This window comes from Bacillus sp. HMA207, assembly GCF_003402455.1.
Taxonomy (GTDB): domain Bacteria; phylum Bacillota; class Bacilli; order Bacillales; family Bacillaceae_G; genus Bacillus_A; species Bacillus_A cereus.
In genome coordinates this window covers 219,398-240,697 of sequence record NZ_BEZT01000002.1, presented here as the reverse complement: position 1 = coordinate 240,697, position 21,300 = coordinate 219,398, and the positions used below count along the sequence as shown (strand labels likewise).

Sequence of the window (21,300 nt, the reverse complement as noted above, 5' to 3'; positions counted from 1 at the left end):
TTAATATTTTTGCTGGTTTCCCTATATCTCATCATAATCAATAACATTCTACTTTGTCTTACTTAAGTACCTTAACAATATGACAATGCCTTTATTTCTTTATTACCTTTATCACTTATCCTGTTTTCTAGATAAATAATAAAGTAAGTATATGGTAATTACCATCTATTTACAAGTAATTTTCTGATTAGTTTGTATATTGTCGTTTCATCGTTATATAGCAGAAACTAAAAAATCCCCTTGTCTTTTCACAAGGAGATTTTTTAGTACTATCTATTCTTTTTTATCACCAATCGCAAATGTAATTTCTGCCTCACATGCAACTTCACCATCTACTGTTGCGATTGCTTTTCCTTTTCCAATTGGGCCGCGTACGCGTGTCATTTCTACTTCTAGACGAAGTTGATCACCTGGGCGTACTTGTTTTTTGAAACGGCAATTGTCGATACCTGCAAAGAAAGCGAGTCTTCCGCGGTTTTCTTCTTTCTTTAATACTGCAACTGCTCCGACTTGTGCTAATGCTTCTACAATAAGTACACCAGGCATAACTGCATAGTCAGGGAAGTGTCCGTTAAAGAATTCTTCGTTTGCGGATACATTTTTAATCCCAACCGCTCTTTTGCCTTCATCTACTTCTAATATTTTATCAACAAGTAAAAATGGATAGCGGTGAGGAATGATTTCTTTAATTTGTTCTATATTTAGCATGTAACAATCGCCCCTTTTGTAATATTGGTCTTACCACTTGGACATATTGCTATTATCCCATTTTGTTTATTGTTTGTCATTACAAAGTAACATTTTATATTTAGCACGACTTCCTAAAAAAAAATGCACACACTCTATTCCATTAAAATAGTTGCACATTTTTGCAACTGACACGGAGGTGGAAAAGAGTGTATGCCCAAATTAGGGAAAGGCAATATGTATTGAAACATTATTTGCCTTAATGTCGTATTCGACTCATTATATTATAAACGTTTTCAATTAAGGAAATATTAAATTTAACCATATATATGAATATTTTACCTGTTTCCTTCACATTTCTCTATTTTCCTTCCATTTTCGCAAAAAATCAAAATAAAAAAATATAAAAACGAAAAAAAAAGAACTAAGGCGTCAGCCTTAGTTCTTTCAAATTATCTCAAAGCACGCTTTGGTAATCTGTCGATATTCTCTAACATAATGCCTGTACCAACCGCAACGCAGTGCATTGGGTTTTCAGCAATTAATACTGGTACTTTTAGTTCTTCTGCTAGAAGCATGTCGATACCGTGTAGTAAAGCTCCACCGCCTGTTAGAATAACACCGCGGTCAATGATATCTGCAGATAATTCTGGTGGTGTGCGCTCTAATACGCCTTTTGCAGCTTGTACAATAACAGCTGCATTTTCTTTTAATGCTTCTGTAATTTCTTCAGAGCATACTGTAATTGTACGTGGTAAGCCTGTTACCATGTCACGTCCGCGAATTTCAAGCTCTTCGCTACGTGCACCTGGGAATACTGTACCAACTTTAATTTTAATATCTTCTGAAGTACGTTCTCCGATTAATAGCTTATACTTACGTTTAATATAGTTTAAGATCTCCATATCAAACTTATCGCCAGCCATTTTGATAGAGGAAGAGGTAACAATATCACCCATAGATAGTACAGCGATATCTGTTGTACCTCCACCAATATCAACAACCATGTTACCGCTTGGTTGGAAGATTTCCATACCAGCACCAACTGCGGCTACTTTTGGTTCTTCTTCTAAAAATACTGTTTTACCACCTGAACGTTCCGCAGCTTCACGAATTGCTTTTTGTTCTACTGATGTAATATTTGTTGGACAACAAATTAAAATACGAGGTTTTGAAAAGAAGCTCTTTACGTCCAATTTGTTAATGAAATACTTTAACATTGCTTCTGTAATTTCGAAATCTGCGATTACACCATCTTTAAGTGGACGAATTGCTACAATATTACCAGGCGTACGTCCCACCATACTTCTCGCTTCTTCACCGACTGCTAATACTTTACCACTATTACGATCAATGGCCACAACAGATGGCTCATTTAATACAATACCCTTACCTTTAACATGAATTAATACGTTAGCCGTACCTAGGTCAATTCCGATATCTCGCGCAAACATTCCCGTTTTTTCCTCCTCGATATTCAAAATCAGGTTACACCCGAATTCTTTTCACCTAATTTCTGATTTTATCATAAATTTAACAGAAACGTAATATTCGCAAAAAGAATTCTTCTGAAAAATATTACCGAATGTGAACGGAATGTTTGCTACTGTAACATTATTGACGTACAGGCTTCTCTACATCTTCTTTTCTATACTTTTGTTTTGTTGCTTCTCCACCTCTTAAATGACGAATAGACTTATGATAATCAAGAATTTCTTTTACTTCATTTGCGAGCTCTGGATTAATCTCTGGTAGACGTTCTGTTAAATCTTTATGGACTGTACTCTTTGATACCCCAAATTCCTTTGCAATGACACGCACTGTCTTTCTTGTCTCCACGATATACTTACCAATCTTGATAGTTCTCTCTTTGATGTAATCGTGCACACCACTCGCCTCCCTAATTTGGATGTGAGAAGGGTGAAATGAGCCTCGCTGCATACGACTAAGAAGTAAGTGTGAGTGCTGTTTGTAAGCGTTAAACATTCTTGGATTTATAATGAAATGATTCACGATTTCTCACCTCAAACACTCTCTTTGCTTTGGTTTATACCATTGTATTGCCCGCACTACTGATATATGCTACATGTTCACTATTTTTGCGGACTAAGTTAAGAAAAATTACGTTTTTTTGTGAGAAATACGTTAAAACTGACTATTATGGCCAAAAAAATGACACCTTGTATAAAAGGCGTCATTCTTCTCGTTCCAATTCTTCTTCTAACAACTGATGGTGGGGAACCTCTTTCTTACCGGCAATATAATAATATAAAGTGAATAAAACAAACAATAAAATAATAGCAGTCGACAGAACAAACAAAAATGACACAGTATCCCCTCCCTTTTGTAATATATATTCGAGAATCTCGTCATTTTTCCTTGTTTTTACAACTTTTTTCTCGAAATTGATTATTTTTATATAAAAATAAAAAAATCAATTCTCTTGATGAGAATTGATTTTTTCACTTTATTATTCTTGTGAAGAAGAATCGTTAGATCATTCTGTAGAACCGTTTGTTGATTTTTCTTCTTTCTTCGGTTCTTCTTTTTTGTCACTAGTTGAACCGCTTGTTGATTTCTCTTCTTTTTGAGACTTGTCTTCTGTTTTATTTTCTGGTTTCGTGCTCGTTGACTTCTCTTCTTTTTGAGATTTGTCATCAGCTTTTTTACCAGAAGCATTCGTAGCCTTTGCAGCACCTGCATCAGCTTTAATTTCTGTTACTGATTTATTTAAGTAACGTTCAGGGTTCACAGCCACATTGTCTTTACGTACTTCAAAGTGAACGTGAGAGCCTGCCTCTTTATTCATTGCACTTAGACCGGATGTTCCTAATACTTCACCTTGTGCAACTCTTGCACCTTTTTCTACTTTCACACTGCCTAAGCTTTGATAAGATACCGCTACACCATTTCCACTATCAACTGTTACAACATAACCAAGAAGTGAATCTTTTTCAGCTTTCGTTACTGTACCACTTAAAGCAGCGGCAACATTGAATTCTTTTCCATTCTTCGCAGCAATGTCAATTCCTTTGTTTGGGGAATATGTGTTGTTATAAAAGACAAGTGCTTTTTCTTGTTCCGCCTCAGTTGCTGCATCTTCATAGAATTTCTTTTGTACGACTACTTCCGCATTCGCGGCAGCTGGCATTTTCACTACTTCTGAAGATTTCGTTACTGGTACTGCTGGATCTTCCGATTGTGTATACGGTGTTGCTTGATCGTGGTTTGGAGTCTTCTTCGGATTAGCTCCTTGGAACCATAGCGCAACCATTAAGATTACCGCTGCACAAGCAATGTATAGTGCCGGAAACACCCATCTTTTTTGAAATAAATGTACTACCTTTTGCGACTTTTTATTATTTCTTCCTCGCATTCCATCATCACCTCAGCAATCATTTTGAACAATATTCACGTATCCTATACAACGTATAACTAATTACTTTTCGACAAAATTTGTAAAAATATGTATAAGAAATGTAAAATTTCCGAGGAAATGATAGAAAAAAGAAAAAACTGAGCACTTTTAGCTCAGTTTTTAGTCTAATTGTTTCTTTTTATATACGATTAAACATACAACGAGCGATATAATAAGCCAAACTGCAACATTTAATACATGCCCACTAATACTACTAAATCCCGCCCCACCTACTAAGCTTTTAAGTGCTTTCACAATATGAGATGTTGGAAGATATCCAATCATCGTCTTAATTACTTTATTTTCAACCATTGGCTCAAACTGTACAGCCAAATACATCGTCATTAATATCGGCATTCCAATTATTGATGTTTGTGGTACAGAAGATGCAAGTAATCCGATCATTGTTCCAAGTACGATAAACAAAATAGTTCCGCATAAGAATATCAATCCTACCAATGGAAGGTTAATATTTAACTGATCTAAAATGAATAAATTTGCAATACAAATGACCATCGTCAGACCCGATGTTAATAAACTCTTTCCAAGTAGAACTTCAACCGAAGATGCCGGTGATAGCATTAATACACGCAATGTATGTTTTTCTTTTTCTTCTGCAATTACCATAGATTGAACAAAGCCTGCGACAAATAGGAAGGCCGTTATAGTAGTAATACCTAACATTTCCTTTCCCACTCCAAATCTGCTAAACAAAAATGAAAGTATAATTGGTAAAAATGCCATTAACAACACTTGTGAATTTGTCTTAAAATCTTGTACTTCTTTTCTAAAAATAGCTGATACACGTCTCATTGAAAATGTCATTATAATCCCCTCCCAGTAACTTCAATAAAGATATCGCCTAGCGTTGGTTCGTGTGAATGAATAGATAACAGTTCGCCCTTTTTCATCCATTCTGAAATACGATTTGCGCCTAATTCATCTTTTTGCACTACTTCTTTTCGTTTACCTTTTAATACGACCTCTATTTGATCCTTAGCGTATTGTAAGCGCAGGTTCTCTGGCGTATCGAGTGCTACAATTTCTCCGCCACAAAGGAAGGCAATACGGTTACAAAGCGTTTCTGCTTCATCCATGTTGTGAGTCGTTAAGAAAATCGTCGTTCCTTCTTCATTTAAGTCTTTTAAGATTTTATGAATGTTTTGTACGTTTACTGGATCAAGTGCAGATGTTGGTTCGTCTAAGAAGAGGATATCTGGTTTATGAAGGATTGCTCTAGCTAATGTGACGCGTTGTTTCATTCCCTTTGATAGTTTCTTTACTGGTGTTTTTTTATCATCTAATAAATTTACTTGTGTTAGTACTTCATCGATTCGTTCTTTTTTGCAATCGTATAAGTCACAAAATAATAGTAAGTTATCATAAATGCTAAGTCTTTCATATAAGCCGCTGTTATCTGTTAAAATACCAATTCGTTTGTAATCGATGCTACTTGGTCCTGTAATATCTTTCCCTAATACTCTTACCGTTCCAACACTATGAAGCAATTGAGAAGTTAAAATTTTTACTGTTGTCGTCTTACCAGATCCACTCGGTCCGAGGAATCCGAATATCTCTCCTTGCTTCACCTCAATATTTACATTTCGAAGTGCCGTTTTTCCACTGAAATTTTTCATTACATCTTTCATTTCAATTGCCAATGTCATTTCTTCATCCCCTTTGTTTTTCTTCTTTATAGATGAAAGTCGCTTTAGCGCTTTTCGTTCGTTTGTTTCGCTTTTCTTGACTCAATCATATGAAAAACAAAGGGACTACGCAGTAAAATAACGGTAAAAGGAGTATTTTTACCGGTGAATGAATCGCATGTTGAGCTTATTGGAGCACTTTTTATAGCCCAATCACACCTTTTAATTCATCCATTCGTCCTTTTGAAAGCGGGATTGAACTTTTTCTTTCGTCGTCTAAAATTAAGCTAAAACTGTTACGAGTCCAAGTAATCACTTCTCGCACTCTTTGTAAATTCACAAGATACGAGCGATGACATCTAAAGAAACCAAAACCTGTTAACCTTGCTTCTAGTTCGCTTAATGTTAATGCACATACGAAATCCCCTTCACGAACGTGAATATGTGTCACTCCGTTTTGTGTTTCAATGAAATGGATTTCCATCGGATCAAGTAAAATGATTTTATCGTTCACTTTCGCAGGTATTCTTTCTAACTTCATTTGCGGAATTATTTGAACGACCTTCTCTTCATCGACTTTTTCTGCTTCCTCTTGTTCAATTTCTACTTTTTTCACACCATCATTGTTTAGTATGTATACATCTTCCGTTAACGAAAGGGCATCGGATAGGAAAGATGACGTAATAAAAATCGCCTTTCCTTGCTCTTTCATTTTCATGATTGCTTTTCGAATAATAACCGTACTCTCTATATCTACATTTTGCTCCGGTTCTTCCAAAATGATTAAATCCGGATTATGAATCATCACTCGTCCGATATGAAGACGGCGTTTCTCTGAAAATGATAATTTTTCTATTTTAACGTTTAGTTTATCTAGAAGACCAACAGACTGCACAACTTCTTCTATACTTATCTTTGATTCATAAAGCCCTAATAGAAATTTGAAGTATTCTTTCACCTTCAAACGATCATATGCCTCATCTTTCAAAAAACAAAAACCGATGCGGGAATAATTTTTCTTTCCAATTGCTTCTCCTTCAAACAGTACATTGCCAGTCGACGCCTCTTCTTCACCAATAATGATGCGGTGTAACACTTTAGCTGTATGATTATTGCATTGCAAAACAATACATTGTCCCTTCTCCACCTCTAGCTCAATTGCCGGTAACTGGTTCGCCTTCCCTAATTGTTTCAACTCTAGTAACGCCATTTCATTTCCCCCAAATGCCTTTTTATCCTATTATATCAAACAGTTAATGGAAAATTATGATATTTTAAACAGAAAAAAATAGGTGCCAGAGTTCTGACACCTATTTCTTCACCATCAATTTTCCTTCATAATCATTCATCGTCTTTATTTCAACGCCTTTATAGTAATGAGCGACGATATCTGTATATTTCTTTCCTTCCGCTGCCATGCCGTTCGCCCCGTATTGACTCATACCAACGCCGTGACCGAAGCCTTTCGTCGTAACGATGATTTTATCTCCTTGTTGTTTCCACGTAAAATCAGAAGAACGTAAATCTAACTTTTCACGGACTTCTTTTCCAGTTAATGTTTTTCCTTGAAAAGCTACATCCTTTACGCGCTTTCCTTCCGTAAGGTCTTTAATATTTCCAACCTTCCCGTCTGCTAGCACTTTCACACCGAGACGTTTTTGAAAATCAGCTACTGTAAATGTTTGCTCGCTCGTAAACTTTGGAGAGGCTTGATCCCACGGACTATCTACACTTTTCAAGTACGGATAATCATTTCCCCAATAGTCAGCTGCATTTTCTGTTCGACCATTACTCGTTGAAAAGAAGGATGCTGAAATTGGTTTTCCATCATACGTTAAAACTTGTCCTGCTGTTTTCGAAACGGCTTCTTCGATTTTCTTCAAATTATTTTCGTAGTTATTACCCCATTGCTTCTTCAATTCATCTTTACTTTTGTACACTTGATCTTTCACCGTATCTGTCACGTCCGCATTATTTTTCTTTCCTCCGCTTAGCATACGTTGTACTACAAATGTTCTCGCTGCTAATGCCTGCGCCTTTAGTGCCTCTATTTCAAAACTGGCATTCATCTCAGAAGCTACTACACCTGTCACATACTCCTCCACTGGTAATGTTTCTACCTTCTTCTGTTTTTCGCGATATACAGCAACTTGAACAGCTGTATCTACTTTTCCTGGAGCTGGTATGCTTTCTATCGCTGGAGGAGTTTTAGAGGCCGTTTCTTCCCCTACTTTTGCTTTCGCAAATGGAATAACAAGGGCTGCAGGTACAATGATAACGAGCGCTATTAAGAGCGCTACTGTAATAAAAAGTGGCTTTGAAAATTTCATCCTATTTTCCCCCAATATAAAAGCTTTACTCCATTCATTCTTATGGAACAACTCTTTCTTTTAGAACATACTTAAGGGGAAGAGTATAAAACGGAAATTTTCTAAATATTTTTACTGGTACGTGCATAAGTATAGAATTTATTGACTATAACAGTAATAACCCAAAAAAATAGCCCCTATGTCAAAAGACATAGAGACTATTTCAATTAAGCGTGAAGATCAGAAACTTCTTGTTCTTTCACTTCTTCTACTTTTTCGTTTACACGTTCAATAGTTGCACCTAATGCAGCTAATTTCTTATGGAAGTTTACATAGCCACGGTCAAGATGTTTTAACTCAGTTACACGAGTATAACCTTCTGATACTAAACCAGCTAAGATTAATGCAGCTGCAGCACGTAAGTCAGTTGCTGCTACTTCAGCACCTTGTAAGCTGTTTGGACCGTTCATAATAACAGAACGACCTTCAATTTTAATATCAGCATTCATACGACGGAATTCTTCAACGTGCATAAAGCGGTTTTCGAATACCGTTTCTGTAATCATGCTTGTTCCATCAGCTTGTAGTAATAATGCCATCATTTGTGATTGCATGTCTGTTGGGAAACCTGGGTGAGGCATAGTTTTAATATCAACCGCTTTTAACTTATCTGGGCCGATAACACGTACACCTTCGTTTTCCTCAATAATTTTAACACCCATTTCTTCCATTTTCGCTGTAATTGAGCGTAAATGTTCAGGTACAGCATTTTCAATTAAGATGTCTCCACCAGTAATTGCTGCTGCAACCATGAATGTTCCCGCTTCAATACGGTCAGGAATAATAGAGTGGTTTGCACCATATAATTTATCAACGCCTTCGATACGAATCGTTCCAGTTCCAGCTCCGCGTACTTTCGCTCCCATCGCATTTAAGAAGTTAGCTAAGTCAACGATTTCTGGTTCTTTCGCTGCGTTTTCAAGAATTGTTGTCCCTTTTGCTAATGTAGCTGCAGACATAATGTTTTCTGTCGCGCCTACGCTTGGGAAGTCTAAGTAGATTTTAGCTCCTTTTAGTTCTCCCTCAACATATGCCTCAACAAAACCGTTACCAACCTGTACTTTTGCTCCCATTGCTTCGAAGCCTTTTAAATGTTGGTCAATTGGACGTGAACCAATTGCACATCCACCAGGAAGTGCAATACGAGCACGACCGTTACGTGCTAATAATGGTCCCATTACTTGAACAGATGCACGCATTTTACGTACATATTCAAATGGTGCTTCAATGTTTAGTTCTTTAGAAGAATCGATTGTTACTTGATTATTTTCAAATACGACTTCAGCATTTAAATGACGTAATACCTCATTAATTGTGTATACATCAGACAAAACTGGTACTTCAGATAGTACATTCTTTCCATCACTCGCTAATAGGGCTGCAGCGATTATAGGTAATACAGCATTTTTTGCGCCCTCAACACGCACTGTGCCGTTTAACCGCTTTCCGCCACGGACGATGATCTTTTCCAAATTATTCCCCTCCGTGTCCTTTTTTCAGTATCTATTCACTCAATACTCAGAAGTTATGATCGGTGTGCCAACCACAATTGTATCTTTGTTGTCTGTAGAACGTATTGCTATTTGCACATTTATTTTCTCTCTATTTGTTGAAAGAGCGTCATCCCACTTTTTATTGTATGCGGAGACTGACACAAATGCTCTTTCTTCTACTTGTTCGATCGCTCTTGCTGAAAGATCTTTCAAAACCTGATTGGTTTTATTTTGCAAAACACCTTCAATCTTATCATTCAGTACACCTTGAACACAAGTGTAAATTATAGGTTTTTCACTAAAAATTTTATTCATGTTTTGAACATACTTCGGGTCCCATTTCGCCCCACTTACTTCAAAGATAATGAAAGTGTTTTCTTTAGTATTTTCTTTACTCCAAGTTACTACTACTCGTTCTTCATAAGAAGAAAGCTTTTTATAGGATGTAGCTTTATATCCATCTGGAGATTGCTCTACTTCCCACTTTTGAATATTTGCCTTTTCCTTCACATCGTTTAACAACTTTTGAAACGTATGTATGTTAGAAATTGTTTTTGTTTCTCTCGCTAACCATGACCATTTTTCTACTTTAGCATCATTTTTCTCTAAAGCCTTGATCATGCTCTCCATTTTCTGTTCATCGCTTATCGGTTTCATCTCTCTATATCCAACCAAAAATAAAACAACACTAAGTGCAACAATAAGAATGGCTTTAAGCTTCAATTTCATCCCCTCCTATCCCCATTGTTAACGGAGATTTGAGGTTCTATACACTTACTTTACTAAATACGTTAAACTCTTCGAATAGCCTAAATAATCAAGGAAAAAGTTACTTACAGATGTCCCAATTGCAATTGTAATTAAGATGAGTAATACTCGCGTCTGCAGCACTTTTCCGGACTTCATTAAACGCTCAATGTGAATGCCTTGTAAGGCCCACCACGTAATGGTAATAAACAATAAATGCGAAACAATGGCAATCAGTGCTTGTTGCCCTAAAAGTTGTGCCAAAAAATCGACCCCTTTTTACTCAGCTACTACTTATGAAAGAATATAAAAACGATACCATAATAAGTAGGAGCTACACTTTTTCAAATGCACATAGACATCTTACATTTTACATCGTGATTTTCTTTCCAAAAACGTATATCTACATTACAAGTTAACACAAAATAAAAAGCGCAGAGTACTGACTCCACACCTTTTATTTTCACTATTGTACCACGTTCCCTAAGAAGAAGAAATCTTTCATTAATGGAAAATATTCATAAAAGAAATTGTACCCAATCATCGGCATAATCCCTAGTATTACAATCGAAATTGCACAAAGACTCATAACAACCTTTATATTTAACGGTAACCGTATTCTCTCTTCTGTCTCTCCGGTGCGGAAAAACATTTGTTGTAAAATACGGAAATAATATACGAATGAAACAACTGTCGTACCCATCATAATCGAAGCTAGTACGTAATGTGCTGGCTCTACATGAAGTGCGCCTAAAAAGATATTAATCTTTCCAATGAAGCCAGCCGTTCCTGGTATCCCAGCCAACGATAAAATAAAAATTGTCATCATTATCGCTGTAAATGGCGACCTTTTATATAAACCTGTGAAAATTGTTATATTTTCCTCATTATTTTGTAAGATTAAGCCGTGGATGATAGCAAATGCCCCTATATTCATAAGCATGTATGCCAGCATATAAAACCACATGCTATCCATCGTAAATGGTGATAATGCCACAAGTGGAACGAGTAAATATCCTGCATGAGCAATGCCCGAATAAGCAAATAAACGCTTTATATTGTATTGTTTTAATGCGACTACATTCCCAACAATCATCGTAATACTTGCTAGCACCGCAATATATATACTCATATGCCCATATAAAGATTGCATATCTCCTTGTATTAATACACTTGCAAAGATCATAAGGAACAAACGAATAATGAGTAGGAACCCGGCAATTTTAGAAATCGTTCCAAGAAAAGCAGTAACTGGTGTAGCCGCTCCTTCATACACATCAGGTGCCCACATATGAAACGGCACTGTGGCAATTTTAAATGAGAGACCAACTAGCAATAAAAGAAATGCGAGAGCTAACAATAACTGAATACCACTAGCGAGTTCCCCAGTGAGTACCTTTTGCATATCTACAATGTTAGTTGAACCTGTAATACCGTATAAATAACTCATTCCGAAGAGCGTAATCGCCGTTCCAATTCCTCCGCTAATGACGTATTTCATTGCCGCTTCATTTGATGCACGGCTCTTTTTTCGTATTCCTACTAAGATATAGGAAGAAAGTGAAAGTAACTCCAAACCAACGAAAAGGGTAATAAAATCAACACTAGAAGCCATGAACATCGCGCCAAGAAGTGCCATTAAAAATAAGTAATAATATTCACCTTTATCTTCAATTGGATTCTTCTTATCATCGCTCATTGCGGTGCATAAAATGAGAGCTGAGGCACCTAATAGCAACGTTTTAAACCCTTTTGAAAATCCATCTAACACAAACGATCCATTTAAAATATCTCCTGCTGGTTCGCTATATAGAGTAATTAATGACACGATTGCTAATACGATAGCAGCAATCGCACCAAGAGCTACATATCTATGGTTCAGCTTAAAAAACAAATCACATATGGAAAGGAGGATGGCGGCGCCGAGAATAATAAATTCTGGCACCATTAGATGCCACGATAAGCTAAGTAACGTATTCATATCCATCCTACTTCACCCCCAATGTTTTCAATGTATTTTGAAGCGGATCCCCTAGTATTTCTGGCATAACTCCAATTGCAATAATACAAAAGATAAGTAGTAAAACAGGGACATACTCCCATCCGTGTATATCAGATTTTGCTTCCCACTCTTTCTTTCCAAATGTTACTTGAAGTGTCGCCCTTAATACATATACAGCGGTTAAAATGATGCCAATCACACCGACTGCAGCAATGACGGGCTCTCCTTGAAATAAACCGAGAAAGGCAAGAAATTCACTAACAAACCCAGACATCCCTGGTAATCCGAGCGATGCCATTCCTCCTGCTAAGAAGAAGCCACTAAGTACTGGGACACTTTTTGCGAGTCCACCAAGCGCTGTAATGTCTGAAGTTCCAAATCGTTGTTCTATAACACCCAGTAGGAAGAAGAGCAAGGCTGCAATTAAACCATGTGATACAACTTGGAATAACGCTCCTTGTGTCCCCGGTGCATTAAGTGCCGCGAGCCCCATTAAAACAATTCCCATATGCGAAATACTAGAGTAAGCCAGTACTTTCCTAAAGTCCGTTTGGATGAGCGCTAAAAAGGCACCGTATAATAAATTAATTACGCCTAATATCGCAATTAGTGTTGCAACATCGTGAAAATATTCCGGGAATAGCCCTTTCCCGAAGCGAATAATACCGTACGCTCCAATCTTCAGCAAAACACCCGCATGAAGCATAACTACAGCTGGATGCGCTTCTATGTGTACATTGACCATCCAGCGGTGCAACGGAAAAACAGGTAGTTTAATTGCAAAAGCAATCATTATGGCAATAAATACACTAAGCTGCAAACTACTTGGGATGACGAGTGCTCCCTCTGCGTTTACGCTTCTTAATATCTCTTTCAGCTCCACAATATTTGTTGTACCTGTTTTCGCGAACAAAATTGAGAAAACAATGAGCAAAATAGCTGAGCCAATACCGTTATATATTAAATAACTATACGCAGCCTTTTCACTCGACAATTTTCCCCACTTTCCAATTAATAAGAACATTGGTGGCAACGTAATTTCAAAGAAAATAAAAAACAACATTAAGTTTTGAGCAGCAAAGACGCCGAGCATTCCTATTTCTAGCATGAGTAACAGCATATAAAATGCTTTTAAATTTCTTTTAATAGAAAAGGCTGCAATTGCTGCAAGCGTTGCTAGAAGAGCCGTCAGTACCATCATGACAAGCGACAAACCATCAATACCGAGCTCGTAATAAATAGAAAACCACCTTTTATCTACCGCTGTAAAATCGCCGAACTTAATCCATTTCATCTTTTCATCGAATAGTGACAAATTCTTTCCAGAAGCATATGTACAAGCGAGGACGATAGCGATTCCAAATGGAAGTGCCGTCCCAAATAAGCCAAGCGCTCGCACTGTACGCAATTCCTTTTTCGGTGTTAATACAAGCAATAAAATTCCTAAAAGCGGGGAAAAAATGAAGAACGTTAACAACAAATCATTCATCGTAAATCCCCTCCCGCATAGAGCAAAATAATGACGAGTACAGCGAGCGAAACCGCCGTTACAGTCCCGTACACTTGTACATTCCCGTTTTGAAGTTTCGATCCAAGGTTACTTGTGCCTTTCACTACACTTGCAATTAAAACTGCAATTCCTTCGACTACATACACTTCAAATAAGCGAAGCACATGAGCGATTCCTTTCGTAATAGGGATCACCGTCATGTTGTATAGTTCATCCACATAATATTTTTCTTTCAAAAGATTATAAAGCGATGTTTCCGTACCCCCAGCCCAATTCCTAGAAATTGATTTCTTCCTATATATGAAATACGCAAGAGCGATTCCCGCAAATGAAACGAGTGTCGCAACAATCATAATCCAAACTGGTCCATGCGTTTCTTCAACCTTAAACCCTACATCTTTCGTCAACCAATCTCCGAGAAACGTCCCAAACCATGGTGTATTTATATATCCTGCCACTACTGCGAGAACGCCAAGAACAATCATTGGATACGTCATAACGCGAGGCGATTCATGCACTTCTTCCCTCGTCTTCGTTTCTCCAGTAAAGACAAGAAAGTAAAGGCGGAACATATAAAACGCTGTTAAAAACGCCGCAATTACCGCTAAAGTAAATAAAACGTAATTGCCATTCATCCACGTCGCCGCTAAAATTTCATCTTTGCTGAAAAAACCGGAAAGCAGCGGAACACCGCTAATGGCAAAGGTACCTATTAAAAATAGCGTACCAGTTACTTTCATCTTCTTCTGTAAACCGCCCATTTTATTAATGTTTTGCGTATGCACAGCATGAATTACACTTCCTGCCGCCAAAAATAGTAGTGCTTTAAAAAAAGCATGTGTCGTTAAATGAAATATACCAGCTACATAACCGGCAGAACCTAACGCGAGCATCATATACCCGAGCTGGCTAACTGTAGAATAAGCAAGCACCCTCTTTATATCTGTTTGCACAAGACCGATAGAGGCCGCAAAGATTGCAGTGAAAGCTCCAACCATTGCCACTGTCTGCATCGCCACTGTACTTGCTGAAAATAGAGGGAACATCGTCGCTACTAAATATACGCCAGCTGCGACCATCGTCGCCGCGTGAATAAGTGCCGAAACGGGCGTTGGCCCCTCCATTGCATCTGGCAACCACGTATGAAGCGGGAACTGACCTGATTTCCCCATCGCCCCGATAAAAATTAATATCGCTGTTATTGTAATCATGTAAGGAGGTAGATCCCCTGTATAAATCGCCCTAAATATTGCGTCATATTCAAAACTACCTGCGTACCAAAAAATTAAAATCATCCCGATAAATAAACCAACATCCCCAATACGGGTCATAATAAAAGCCTTTTTTGCAGCAGCCTTCGCTTCTTCTTTAAAGAAATAAAAACCGATAAGTAAAAATGAGCCAAGGCCAACTAATTCCCAAAATATATAAAGTTGTAATAAATTCGTTGATATAACAAGCCCTAACATCGCAAATGTAAAGAGTCCTAAATATGCGTAAAAGGTCGGTAATCGTTCATCACCTTTCATATAACCTTTCGAATACACATGTACAAGTAGACTCACAAGCGTCACGATAAATAACATTAAAGCTCCTAATGCAGTCACTTCAAAGCCGAATGATATATCCACATCTCCAGCTCTAAGCCACACCCACTTATGCTTCACGCTTGCTTCTGAAAACCTTTCTATTAACACAAGTACCGCAAGTATAAAGGAGAGAAAGACGAAAAAAATACTAAGTACGCTGCTTCCTTCTCTAATTTTCTTCCCGAATATAATAAGTAACAAAAACGAAACGAGTGGGAAAAGCGGTATGAGCCATGCATAATCGATCATTGTTTCCTTCCCCCTTTTTCGGTCACAATGCTATCCTTTGAGCGTATCCATTTCATCCACCTGAACTGTCGTACGATTACGATATAAAGCAATTAAAATAGCGAGTCCTACCGCCGCTTCCGCTGCCGCTACAGCCATCGTAAACAGTGAGAAAATTTGACCTGTTAAATTCGGAAATAAGCCTAATTTACTAAACGCCACTAAGTTTAAATTGGCAGCATTCAGCATTAATTCGATACAAACTAATACGATTACTGTATTCCGCTTTGTTAAAGCTCCAAATAGACCGATGCAAAACAAAATAATCGCAAGTGTTAAATATGCAGAAGCTGGAACGCTACTCATTGGAATCCTCCTCTTTCTCGTCCTTTTTCGCAAGTATAATTGCGCCAACGAGCGCTACAAGTAAAATAACTGAAGTTAGTTCAAATGGAATAATATATTTTGAATAGAGAAGCGTACCGATTTGAAGTGTGTTGTTTTCATGGAGAGGTAAACTTCCTTGTGTGCTTTCATTTGCAAAATCAACATTATTAACAGCGAAATACATAACCGCTCCAAATGCTACAACTGCAAAGGAGATAATCCATTTTCGAAGAGTAAGACGCGATTCATTTTCCGCGTTATGTTTCGTTAACATAATGCCGAAAATCATAATAATTGTGATTGCACCAGAGTAAAGTAAAATTTGTGCAACGCCTATAAATTCGGCTGACAAAAGAAAATACAAACCTGCAATGCTGAGAAATGTCAGAACGAGAGCTAGCATCATGTGCATAACTTTCGTTAAGTTCAACATAAGAACACCGCCGATAATTGCAGACAAGGATAGTATAAAGAATGCTACAAACTCGCCATTCATGCCTTATTCTCCTTCCTGACGTTTTCGTCGTTTTCGTCAAGCCACTGCAAATTTTTAAATAAGTCATCACGTGAATATTCCGCGAGTTCAAAGTTATTTGTCATGACAATTGCCTCTGTCGGACAAACTTCTGTACATAAATCACAAAGAATACAAATTTCAAAATTAATATCATACGTGTCGATAATTTTTCCTTTTTTCGTAGGATCCGGATGTTTCTTTCCTGTTAACTGAATACAGTCTGTCGGACAAATGTTAGAGCACTGATTACAAACAATACATTTCTCCGGATAAAATTTTTGAATCCCCCGAAAACGGTCTGGCAACGGCAACGGTTGATTTGGATAATCATACGTTACCTTCTTCTTGCTCAAATTACTTAATGTATATTTTAACCCTTTAAATAGTCCTTTCATCTCTTACTGGCACCCCCCTCATAGATTAGAAGAATAACTCCTTAATCAATGCCGTTAAGAAAATATTTGCAAGTGCAATCGGCAATAATACTTTCCATCCAAACTCCATTAACTGGTCACCTCTTATACGCGGGAACGTAACGCGGAACCAAATTAATAGAAAGACTACACTGCTAAATTTCAAAGCAAACCATACGGCACCTGGGATAAATCCAAGAAACATGACTGGATTCCATCCGCCTAAAAAGAGCACTGTAATTAACGATGCCATCCCGAAGAAATATACGTACTCTGAAAGCATGAAAAACGCCCAGCGAAACCCTGAGTATTCCGTATGATATCCAGAAACAAGTTCTGACTCCGCTTCTGGCAAATCGAATGGCGTTCTATTTAACTCTGCAACTGCTGCGATTAAGAAAACGACGAAGCCAATTGGCTGTACGAAAATGTACCAAACCTTCTCCTGCGCCGCTACAATCTCATTTAAATTCAGGCTACCAGCTAGCAAAACGATACCAATTACACTCATTACGAGCGGAATCTCATAAGAAATCATTTGCGCCGCTGCACGCATCCCTCCTAAAAGGGAATATTTATTATTCGATGCCCATCCCCCAGTTACAACACCTATCGTCGTAATACCGGAAACAGCAATATAATAAAGTAGCCCGACTCCAATATCTGCAAATTGAAATTTATCAGTGAACGGGATAACCGCAAGCACCATAAATGCTGGTGCAAATGCAATGACAGGCGCTAATATAAACAGCGGTTTATCTGCTGCTTTCGGAATACTATCTTCTTTCAATAATAGTTTTAAAACATCAGCTACCGTTTGCAGTAAACCGAATCGGCCTCCAACCTGGTTTGGTCCAATCCGCCCTTGCATAAATCCCATCACTTTCCGTTCTGCCAAGATTCCATATGTAACGAAGCCAAGGACTGCAAATAGTAGAAGTACCGCTAATCCGAAAAAAATGAAGAAATTCGTCCAGCTTGAAGGTGATTGTAAGAGCGTCTCAATCATTAGCCATCAACCTCCCCAAGTACAATATCAACTCCACCTAAAATCGTAATTAAATTAGCGATGTTTTCACCTTTCAATAACTTCGGTAAAATTTGCAAGTTATAAAAAGATGGCCTACGAAACTTCAAACGGTACGGCTCTTTCTTTCCGTCACTTGCGATATAACAACCAATCTCTCCGCGCGGCGATTCGATACGTACAAATGCTTCTCCCTTAGGTGCCTTAATAATTTTCGGTACTTTTGCCAGCACAGCTCCATCTTTCGGGAACTGCTGAACCGCTTGCTCAACAATCTTTAAAGACTCCTCGATTTCTTGCATTCGGCAAACGTAGCGATCCCAAGCATCTCCCACGCTTCCAACAGGAATATCAAAATCAAAACGATCATAAATCGAATACGGCTCATCTTTGCGAAGATCCCAGTTTACTCCAGTGCACCGCAAATTTGCTCCGCTTAAAGAATACGAGATTGCTTCTTCCGCGCTATATATACCAACGCCTTTCACACGATTTAAGAAAATCTCATTACCGCTAACAAGATCGTGATACCCTGCTAATTGCTCCCTCATATACGGAACAAACTCTTCCACCTTTTCAATCCAACCATCTGGCGCATCCCACTTCACACCGCCAACTCTCATATAGTTAAAAGTAAGCCGTGCCCCGCATAATTCATTTAATAAATTTATAATCATCTCTCTTTCACGAAACGCGTACAAAAACGGGCTGACCGCTCCTATATCAAGAAGATTCGTCCCCCACCAAACGAGATGGCTCGCAATTCTTCCTAGCTCCATCGCAAGTACTCGCAAGTATTCGGCACGCTCTGGAATTTCAAGCCCCATCATCGTCTCTACAGCATGGCAAATGACGTAATTATTCGTCATGGCTGATAAATAGTCCATTCGATCTGTATAAGGGATAATTTGCGTATACTGTAAGCTCTCAGCGATCTTTTCCGTCCCGCGATGCAAATATCCAATAACAGGTGTAGCTTCTTTAATAATTTCCCCGTCAATCTTAATTACGAGCCTGAACACACCATGTGTACTCGGATGCTGAGGTCCTACATTCAAAAGCATCTCTTCCGTGCGGATCATAGCTACACCTCCACATCATACGGTTCATAGTCTTTTCTAAGCGGATATCCTACCCAATCATCTGGCATTAAAATACGCGTTAAATTCGGATGCCCTTTAAATACAATGCCGAGCAAATCGTATGCTTCTCGCTCCGGCCAGTCAGCTCCTTTCCAAAGTGCTGTCACAGATTCGACTTGCGGCGCTTCCCGGTCTAGCTTTACCTTCACCGCTACCAATTGTTTCTTGCCATATGAAAACAAATGAACATACACTTCCATATGTGTCACAAAATCCGTCGCATGTAGCTCTGACATATAATCAAAAGCAAGTCCCTCATGGAATCGCAGTGACTCCATCACTTCATAATACTTTTCGGGATCCACCACAAGAGTTGGCACATCCTTTGACAGTTTATTAATGTAGGAATCTACTAATGCACCCTCTCCTAACTTCTCCCTAATAGCCTCAACATACTGATTTAAATACGGCTGATTTACGGACGGTTCTTCCTGCTTCGGCTCATCCTCTTTCTTACCTTCAGCTCCCTTTGTCTTCGCTCTGGCAGCCGCTGCTGCTTTCGCTTTTGCCGCTGCAATTGCCTTTGCCTTTTCATCTCCCGAATCCCCATCACCTTGCGAGGCTTTCTGCTTCGCCAATGCTGCCGCTTTTGCCTTGGCTTTCGCTTTTTCTTCTTCCGTTACTTCTTCTGTCCCTTCTCTTTTCTGCTTCGCTAATGCTACCGCTTTTGCCTTTGCAGCTGCTGCTGCCTTCGCCTTCGCTTTCGCTTTTTCTTCTTCCGTTACTTCTTCGGTTCCTTCTCTTTTCTGTTTCGCTAACGCCACCGCTTTTGCCTTTGCAGCTGCTGCTGCCTTCGCCTTCGCTTTCGCTTTTTCTTCTTCCGTTACTTCTTCTGTCCCTTCTCTTTTCTGCTTCGCTAACGCCGCCGCTTTTGCTTTTGCGGCTGCTGCTGCACGTCGTTTTGCTTCTTCTATAGTAATATCATCATTTTTTGGTAGCGCTTTCTCTTTTTCTTGATCTTCCTCCTCAAGTTCACTTATTTCCGCCTCGTGTTTCGCTACAAGGCGTTTTCTCGCTTCTTCTTTTGCACGCCTAGCTGCTTCTTTTTTCAGATCCTCTAAATCTTTATTTGGATTACTCATTTATTCGTCACCTGCTTTCCGGTCTTTGCCTCGTAACGAATTTTCTCTTTTAATTTATTAATTCCATAGATTAAAGCAGCTGGATTTGGGGGACAACCAGGAATATACACGTCAACTGGTACGATTTGGTCTACACCTTTCACAACAGCATATGAATTTACATACGGACCACCTGCTGTCGCACAAGATCCCATCGCAATAACCCATTTCGGTTCGGGCATTTGATCATATAAACGCCGAACAATAGGAGCCATCTTCTTCGTTACTGTTCCCGATACAATCATGACGTCCGATTGCCTTGGTGAAGTTCGAAAAAATGACCCAAATCGATCTAAATCGTAATGTGATGAGCCTACCCCCATCATTTCAATTGCACAGCATGCCAGTCCGAATGTCATCGGCCATAAAGAGTTGCTCCTCGCCCATCCTTTCAACTGTTCCAATGTAGAAAAAAAGATATTTCGTTCTAATTCTGCTCGCTCATTTGGATGTAATTCCTCAAAATTTATAACCATTGTAACACCTTCTTTTTCCAAGCATACGCTAATCCAACTAGCAACATTACAACAAAGATGAGCATTTCAATTAATGCAAATAAACCTAGCTTGTCATACGCAACAGCCCAAGGATATAAAAATAAAGTTTCTACATCAAAGATCACAAACAATAAAGCGAAAATATAATAACGAGCATGAAACCGAATATTTGCATCATGAAAAGGCTCAATTCCACTCTCATACGTCGTCGCCTTTGCTGCACTTGGTTTATTTGGGCGCAGCATCCTTCCTAATGTAAGAGCCACTACCGGCAGCAATATACCTAATAGCAAGAAAATCAAAACGATCATATAACTATTTTCATATACACTTGCCATTGTGAAACCCTCCCCCCTAAATTAAGAACAAGTTCACATAGTAAACAATATGTCCTAGTTGCAGTAATTATTATTTTTAAATTTTTCTAAATAATGCAACTATTCTAATCATTATAGCAAACTTCAAATTCCTATGTCGATATGTTGGGAGACAGAAACAAGAATTATT

Annotated in this window: 23 protein-coding genes; all 23 read right to left on the bottom strand. The window is 38.4% G+C overall.

The annotated features are described in order from the left end of the window. Positions 1 to 273: 273 nt before the first annotated feature. The 23 genes from fabZ to nuoA all read right to left on the bottom strand — a co-directional run bounded on the left by fabZ (position 274) and on the right by nuoA (position 21,131). Positions 274 to 708, bottom strand: a complete 435-nt coding sequence (gene fabZ / locus HMAS_RS21720) for a 3-hydroxyacyl-ACP dehydratase FabZ (RefSeq protein ID WP_000931959.1) — start codon at positions 706 to 708, stop codon at positions 274 to 276. Positions 709 to 1,139: 431 nt separating this feature from the next. Next, positions 1,140 to 2,141 carry a rod shape-determining protein gene (locus tag HMAS_RS21715; RefSeq protein WP_000457978.1) on the bottom strand — a complete coding sequence of 334 codons (1,002 nt, stop codon included), beginning with the start codon at positions 2,139 to 2,141 and terminating at the stop codon, positions 1,140 to 1,142. Positions 2,142 to 2,301: 160 nt separating this feature from the next. Next, positions 2,302 to 2,574 (bottom strand): sporulation transcriptional regulator SpoIIID, encoded by a 273-nt coding sequence (gene spoIIID / locus HMAS_RS21710; protein WP_000544012.1) that lies wholly within the window; start codon positions 2,572 to 2,574, stop codon positions 2,302 to 2,304. 307 nt (positions 2,575 to 2,881) lie between these two features. Beyond that, positions 2,882 to 3,016: a hypothetical protein gene (locus HMAS_RS21705; RefSeq protein ID WP_000008903.1), complete on the bottom strand. Its 135-nt coding sequence runs from the start codon at positions 3,014 to 3,016 to the stop codon at positions 2,882 to 2,884. A gap of 168 nt (positions 3,017 to 3,184) precedes the next feature. After that, on the bottom strand, positions 3,185 to 4,063 hold the full coding sequence (locus tag HMAS_RS21700; RefSeq protein ID WP_116345019.1) for a peptidoglycan DD-metalloendopeptidase family protein: 879 nt from the start codon (positions 4,061 to 4,063) through the stop codon (positions 3,185 to 3,187). A 162-nt stretch (positions 4,064 to 4,225) separates the two neighbouring features. Continuing rightward, a complete protein-coding gene (locus HMAS_RS21695) occupies positions 4,226 to 4,930 on the bottom strand; it encodes an ABC transporter permease (RefSeq protein ID WP_000144450.1) in 705 nt (234 codons plus the stop codon). Next, positions 4,930 to 5,772, bottom strand: coding sequence for an ABC transporter ATP-binding protein (locus tag HMAS_RS21690; RefSeq protein ID WP_116345018.1), 843 nt, complete (start codon positions 5,770 to 5,772; stop codon positions 4,930 to 4,932). Before HMAS_RS21690 ends, HMAS_RS21695 begins: the two co-directional genes overlap by 1 nt. 181 nt (positions 5,773 to 5,953) lie before the next feature. Beyond that, positions 5,954 to 6,961 carry a LytTR family transcriptional regulator DNA-binding domain-containing protein gene (locus HMAS_RS21685; RefSeq protein WP_078404968.1) on the bottom strand — a complete coding sequence of 336 codons (1,008 nt, stop codon included), beginning with the start codon at positions 6,959 to 6,961 and terminating at the stop codon, positions 5,954 to 5,956. Positions 6,962 to 7,061: 100 nt separating this feature from the next. Continuing rightward, positions 7,062 to 8,081, bottom strand: coding sequence for a stage II sporulation protein D (gene spoIID / locus HMAS_RS21680; RefSeq protein WP_000672663.1), 1,020 nt, complete (start codon positions 8,079 to 8,081; stop codon positions 7,062 to 7,064). Between the two features lie 206 nt (positions 8,082 to 8,287). Then, positions 8,288 to 9,592, bottom strand: coding sequence for a UDP-N-acetylglucosamine 1-carboxyvinyltransferase (gene murA, locus HMAS_RS21675; RefSeq protein ID WP_000411274.1), 1,305 nt, complete (start codon positions 9,590 to 9,592; stop codon positions 8,288 to 8,290). Positions 9,593 to 9,631: 39 nt separating this feature from the next. Continuing rightward, positions 9,632 to 10,336 (bottom strand): YwmB family TATA-box binding protein, encoded by a 705-nt coding sequence (locus HMAS_RS21670; protein ID WP_000767916.1) that lies wholly within the window; start codon positions 10,334 to 10,336, stop codon positions 9,632 to 9,634. A gap of 51 nt (positions 10,337 to 10,387) precedes the next feature. Further along, positions 10,388 to 10,624 carry a DUF1146 family protein gene (locus tag HMAS_RS21665; protein ID WP_000057889.1) on the bottom strand — a complete coding sequence of 79 codons (237 nt, stop codon included), beginning with the start codon at positions 10,622 to 10,624 and terminating at the stop codon, positions 10,388 to 10,390. Positions 10,625 to 10,826: 202 nt separating this feature from the next. Next, positions 10,827 to 12,341 (bottom strand): NADH-quinone oxidoreductase subunit NuoN, encoded by a 1,515-nt coding sequence (gene nuoN, locus HMAS_RS21660; RefSeq protein WP_002180561.1) that lies wholly within the window; start codon positions 12,339 to 12,341, stop codon positions 10,827 to 10,829. A gap of 7 nt (positions 12,342 to 12,348) precedes the next feature. Continuing rightward, entirely contained in the window at positions 12,349 to 13,851 is a 1,503-nt protein-coding gene (locus HMAS_RS21655) for an NADH-quinone oxidoreductase subunit M (RefSeq protein WP_016123878.1), read from the bottom strand. Next, positions 13,848 to 15,710, bottom strand: a complete 1,863-nt coding sequence (nuoL, locus tag HMAS_RS21650) for an NADH-quinone oxidoreductase subunit L (RefSeq protein WP_116345017.1) — start codon at positions 15,708 to 15,710, stop codon at positions 13,848 to 13,850. The genes HMAS_RS21655 and nuoL overlap by 4 nt, the downstream gene beginning before the upstream one ends. Positions 15,711 to 15,740: 30 nt before the next feature. Further along, on the bottom strand, positions 15,741 to 16,055 hold the full coding sequence (gene nuoK / locus HMAS_RS21645) for an NADH-quinone oxidoreductase subunit NuoK (protein WP_000100079.1): 315 nt from the start codon (positions 16,053 to 16,055) through the stop codon (positions 15,741 to 15,743). Next, the gene (locus tag HMAS_RS21640; RefSeq protein ID WP_116345016.1) at positions 16,048 to 16,572 is read right to left on the bottom strand and encodes an NADH-quinone oxidoreductase subunit J; all 525 of its coding nucleotides are present in this window, start codon (positions 16,570 to 16,572) and stop codon (positions 16,048 to 16,050) included. The genes nuoK and HMAS_RS21640 overlap by 8 nt, the downstream gene beginning before the upstream one ends. After that, positions 16,569 to 16,988, bottom strand: coding sequence for an NADH-quinone oxidoreductase subunit NuoI (nuoI, locus tag HMAS_RS21635; protein WP_000677191.1), 420 nt, complete (start codon positions 16,986 to 16,988; stop codon positions 16,569 to 16,571). The genes HMAS_RS21640 and nuoI overlap by 4 nt, the downstream gene beginning before the upstream one ends. A gap of 25 nt (positions 16,989 to 17,013) precedes the next feature. Further along, positions 17,014 to 18,015 carry an NADH-quinone oxidoreductase subunit NuoH gene (nuoH, locus tag HMAS_RS21630; RefSeq protein ID WP_000573426.1) on the bottom strand — a complete coding sequence of 334 codons (1,002 nt, stop codon included), beginning with the start codon at positions 18,013 to 18,015 and terminating at the stop codon, positions 17,014 to 17,016. Further along, the gene (nuoD, locus tag HMAS_RS21625) at positions 18,015 to 19,115 is read right to left on the bottom strand and encodes an NADH-quinone oxidoreductase subunit NuoD (protein ID WP_000621434.1); all 1,101 of its coding nucleotides are present in this window, start codon (positions 19,113 to 19,115) and stop codon (positions 18,015 to 18,017) included. The genes nuoH and nuoD overlap by 1 nt, the downstream gene beginning before the upstream one ends. Before the next feature lie 2 nt (positions 19,116 to 19,117). Then, a complete protein-coding gene (locus tag HMAS_RS21620; RefSeq protein ID WP_116345015.1) occupies positions 19,118 to 20,257 on the bottom strand; it encodes an NADH-quinone oxidoreductase subunit C in 1,140 nt (379 codons plus the stop codon). Beyond that, entirely contained in the window at positions 20,254 to 20,772 is a 519-nt protein-coding gene (nuoB, locus tag HMAS_RS21615) for an NADH-quinone oxidoreductase subunit NuoB (protein ID WP_000236331.1), read from the bottom strand. The genes HMAS_RS21620 and nuoB overlap by 4 nt, the downstream gene beginning before the upstream one ends. Then, a complete protein-coding gene (gene nuoA, locus HMAS_RS21610) occupies positions 20,763 to 21,131 on the bottom strand; it encodes an NADH-quinone oxidoreductase subunit NuoA (RefSeq protein WP_000179273.1) in 369 nt (122 codons plus the stop codon). The genes nuoB and nuoA overlap by 10 nt, the downstream gene beginning before the upstream one ends. Positions 21,132 to 21,300 lie beyond the last annotated feature (169 nt).

Coding starts and splice junctions, on each gene's coding strand:
- fabZ (WP_000931959.1), bottom strand. CDS start 708: ATGCTAAATATAGAACAAATTAAAGAAATCATTCCTCACCGCTATCCA.
- HMAS_RS21715 (WP_000457978.1), bottom strand. CDS start 2,141: ATGTTTGCGCGAGATATCGGAATTGACCTAGGTACGGCTAACGTATTA.
- HMAS_RS21700 (WP_116345019.1), bottom strand. CDS start 4,063: ATGCGAGGAAGAAATAATAAAAAGTCGCAAAAGGTAGTACATTTATTT.
- HMAS_RS21695 (WP_000144450.1), bottom strand. CDS start 4,930: ATGACATTTTCAATGAGACGTGTATCAGCTATTTTTAGAAAAGAAGTA.
- HMAS_RS21690 (WP_116345018.1), bottom strand. CDS start 5,772: ATGACATTGGCAATTGAAATGAAAGATGTAATGAAAAATTTCAGTGGA.
- HMAS_RS21685 (WP_078404968.1), bottom strand. CDS start 6,961: ATGGCGTTACTAGAGTTGAAACAATTAGGGAAGGCGAACCAGTTACCG.
- spoIID (WP_000672663.1), bottom strand. CDS start 8,081: ATGAAATTTTCAAAGCCACTTTTTATTACAGTAGCGCTCTTAATAGCG.
- nuoN (WP_002180561.1), bottom strand. CDS start 12,341: ATGAATACGTTACTTAGCTTATCGTGGCATCTAATGGTGCCAGAATTT.
- HMAS_RS21655 (WP_016123878.1), bottom strand. CDS start 13,851: ATGAATGATTTGTTGTTAACGTTCTTCATTTTTTCCCCGCTTTTAGGA.
- nuoL (WP_116345017.1), bottom strand. CDS start 15,710: ATGATCGATTATGCATGGCTCATACCGCTTTTCCCACTCGTTTCGTTT.
- nuoK (WP_000100079.1), bottom strand. CDS start 16,055: ATGAGTAGCGTTCCAGCTTCTGCATATTTAACACTTGCGATTATTTTG.
- HMAS_RS21640 (WP_116345016.1), bottom strand. CDS start 16,572: ATGAATGGCGAGTTTGTAGCATTCTTTATACTATCCTTGTCTGCAATT.
- nuoI (WP_000677191.1), bottom strand. CDS start 16,988: ATGAAAGGACTATTTAAAGGGTTAAAATATACATTAAGTAATTTGAGC.
- nuoH (WP_000573426.1), bottom strand. CDS start 18,015: ATGATTGAGACGCTCTTACAATCACCTTCAAGCTGGACGAATTTCTTC.
- nuoD (WP_000621434.1), bottom strand. CDS start 19,115: ATGATCCGCACGGAAGAGATGCTTTTGAATGTAGGACCTCAGCATCCG.
- HMAS_RS21620 (WP_116345015.1), bottom strand. CDS start 20,257: ATGAGTAATCCAAATAAAGATTTAGAGGATCTGAAAAAAGAAGCAGCT.
- nuoB (WP_000236331.1), bottom strand. CDS start 20,772: ATGGTTATAAATTTTGAGGAATTACATCCAAATGAGCGAGCAGAATTA.
- nuoA (WP_000179273.1), bottom strand. CDS start 21,131: ATGGCAAGTGTATATGAAAATAGTTATATGATCGTTTTGATTTTCTTG.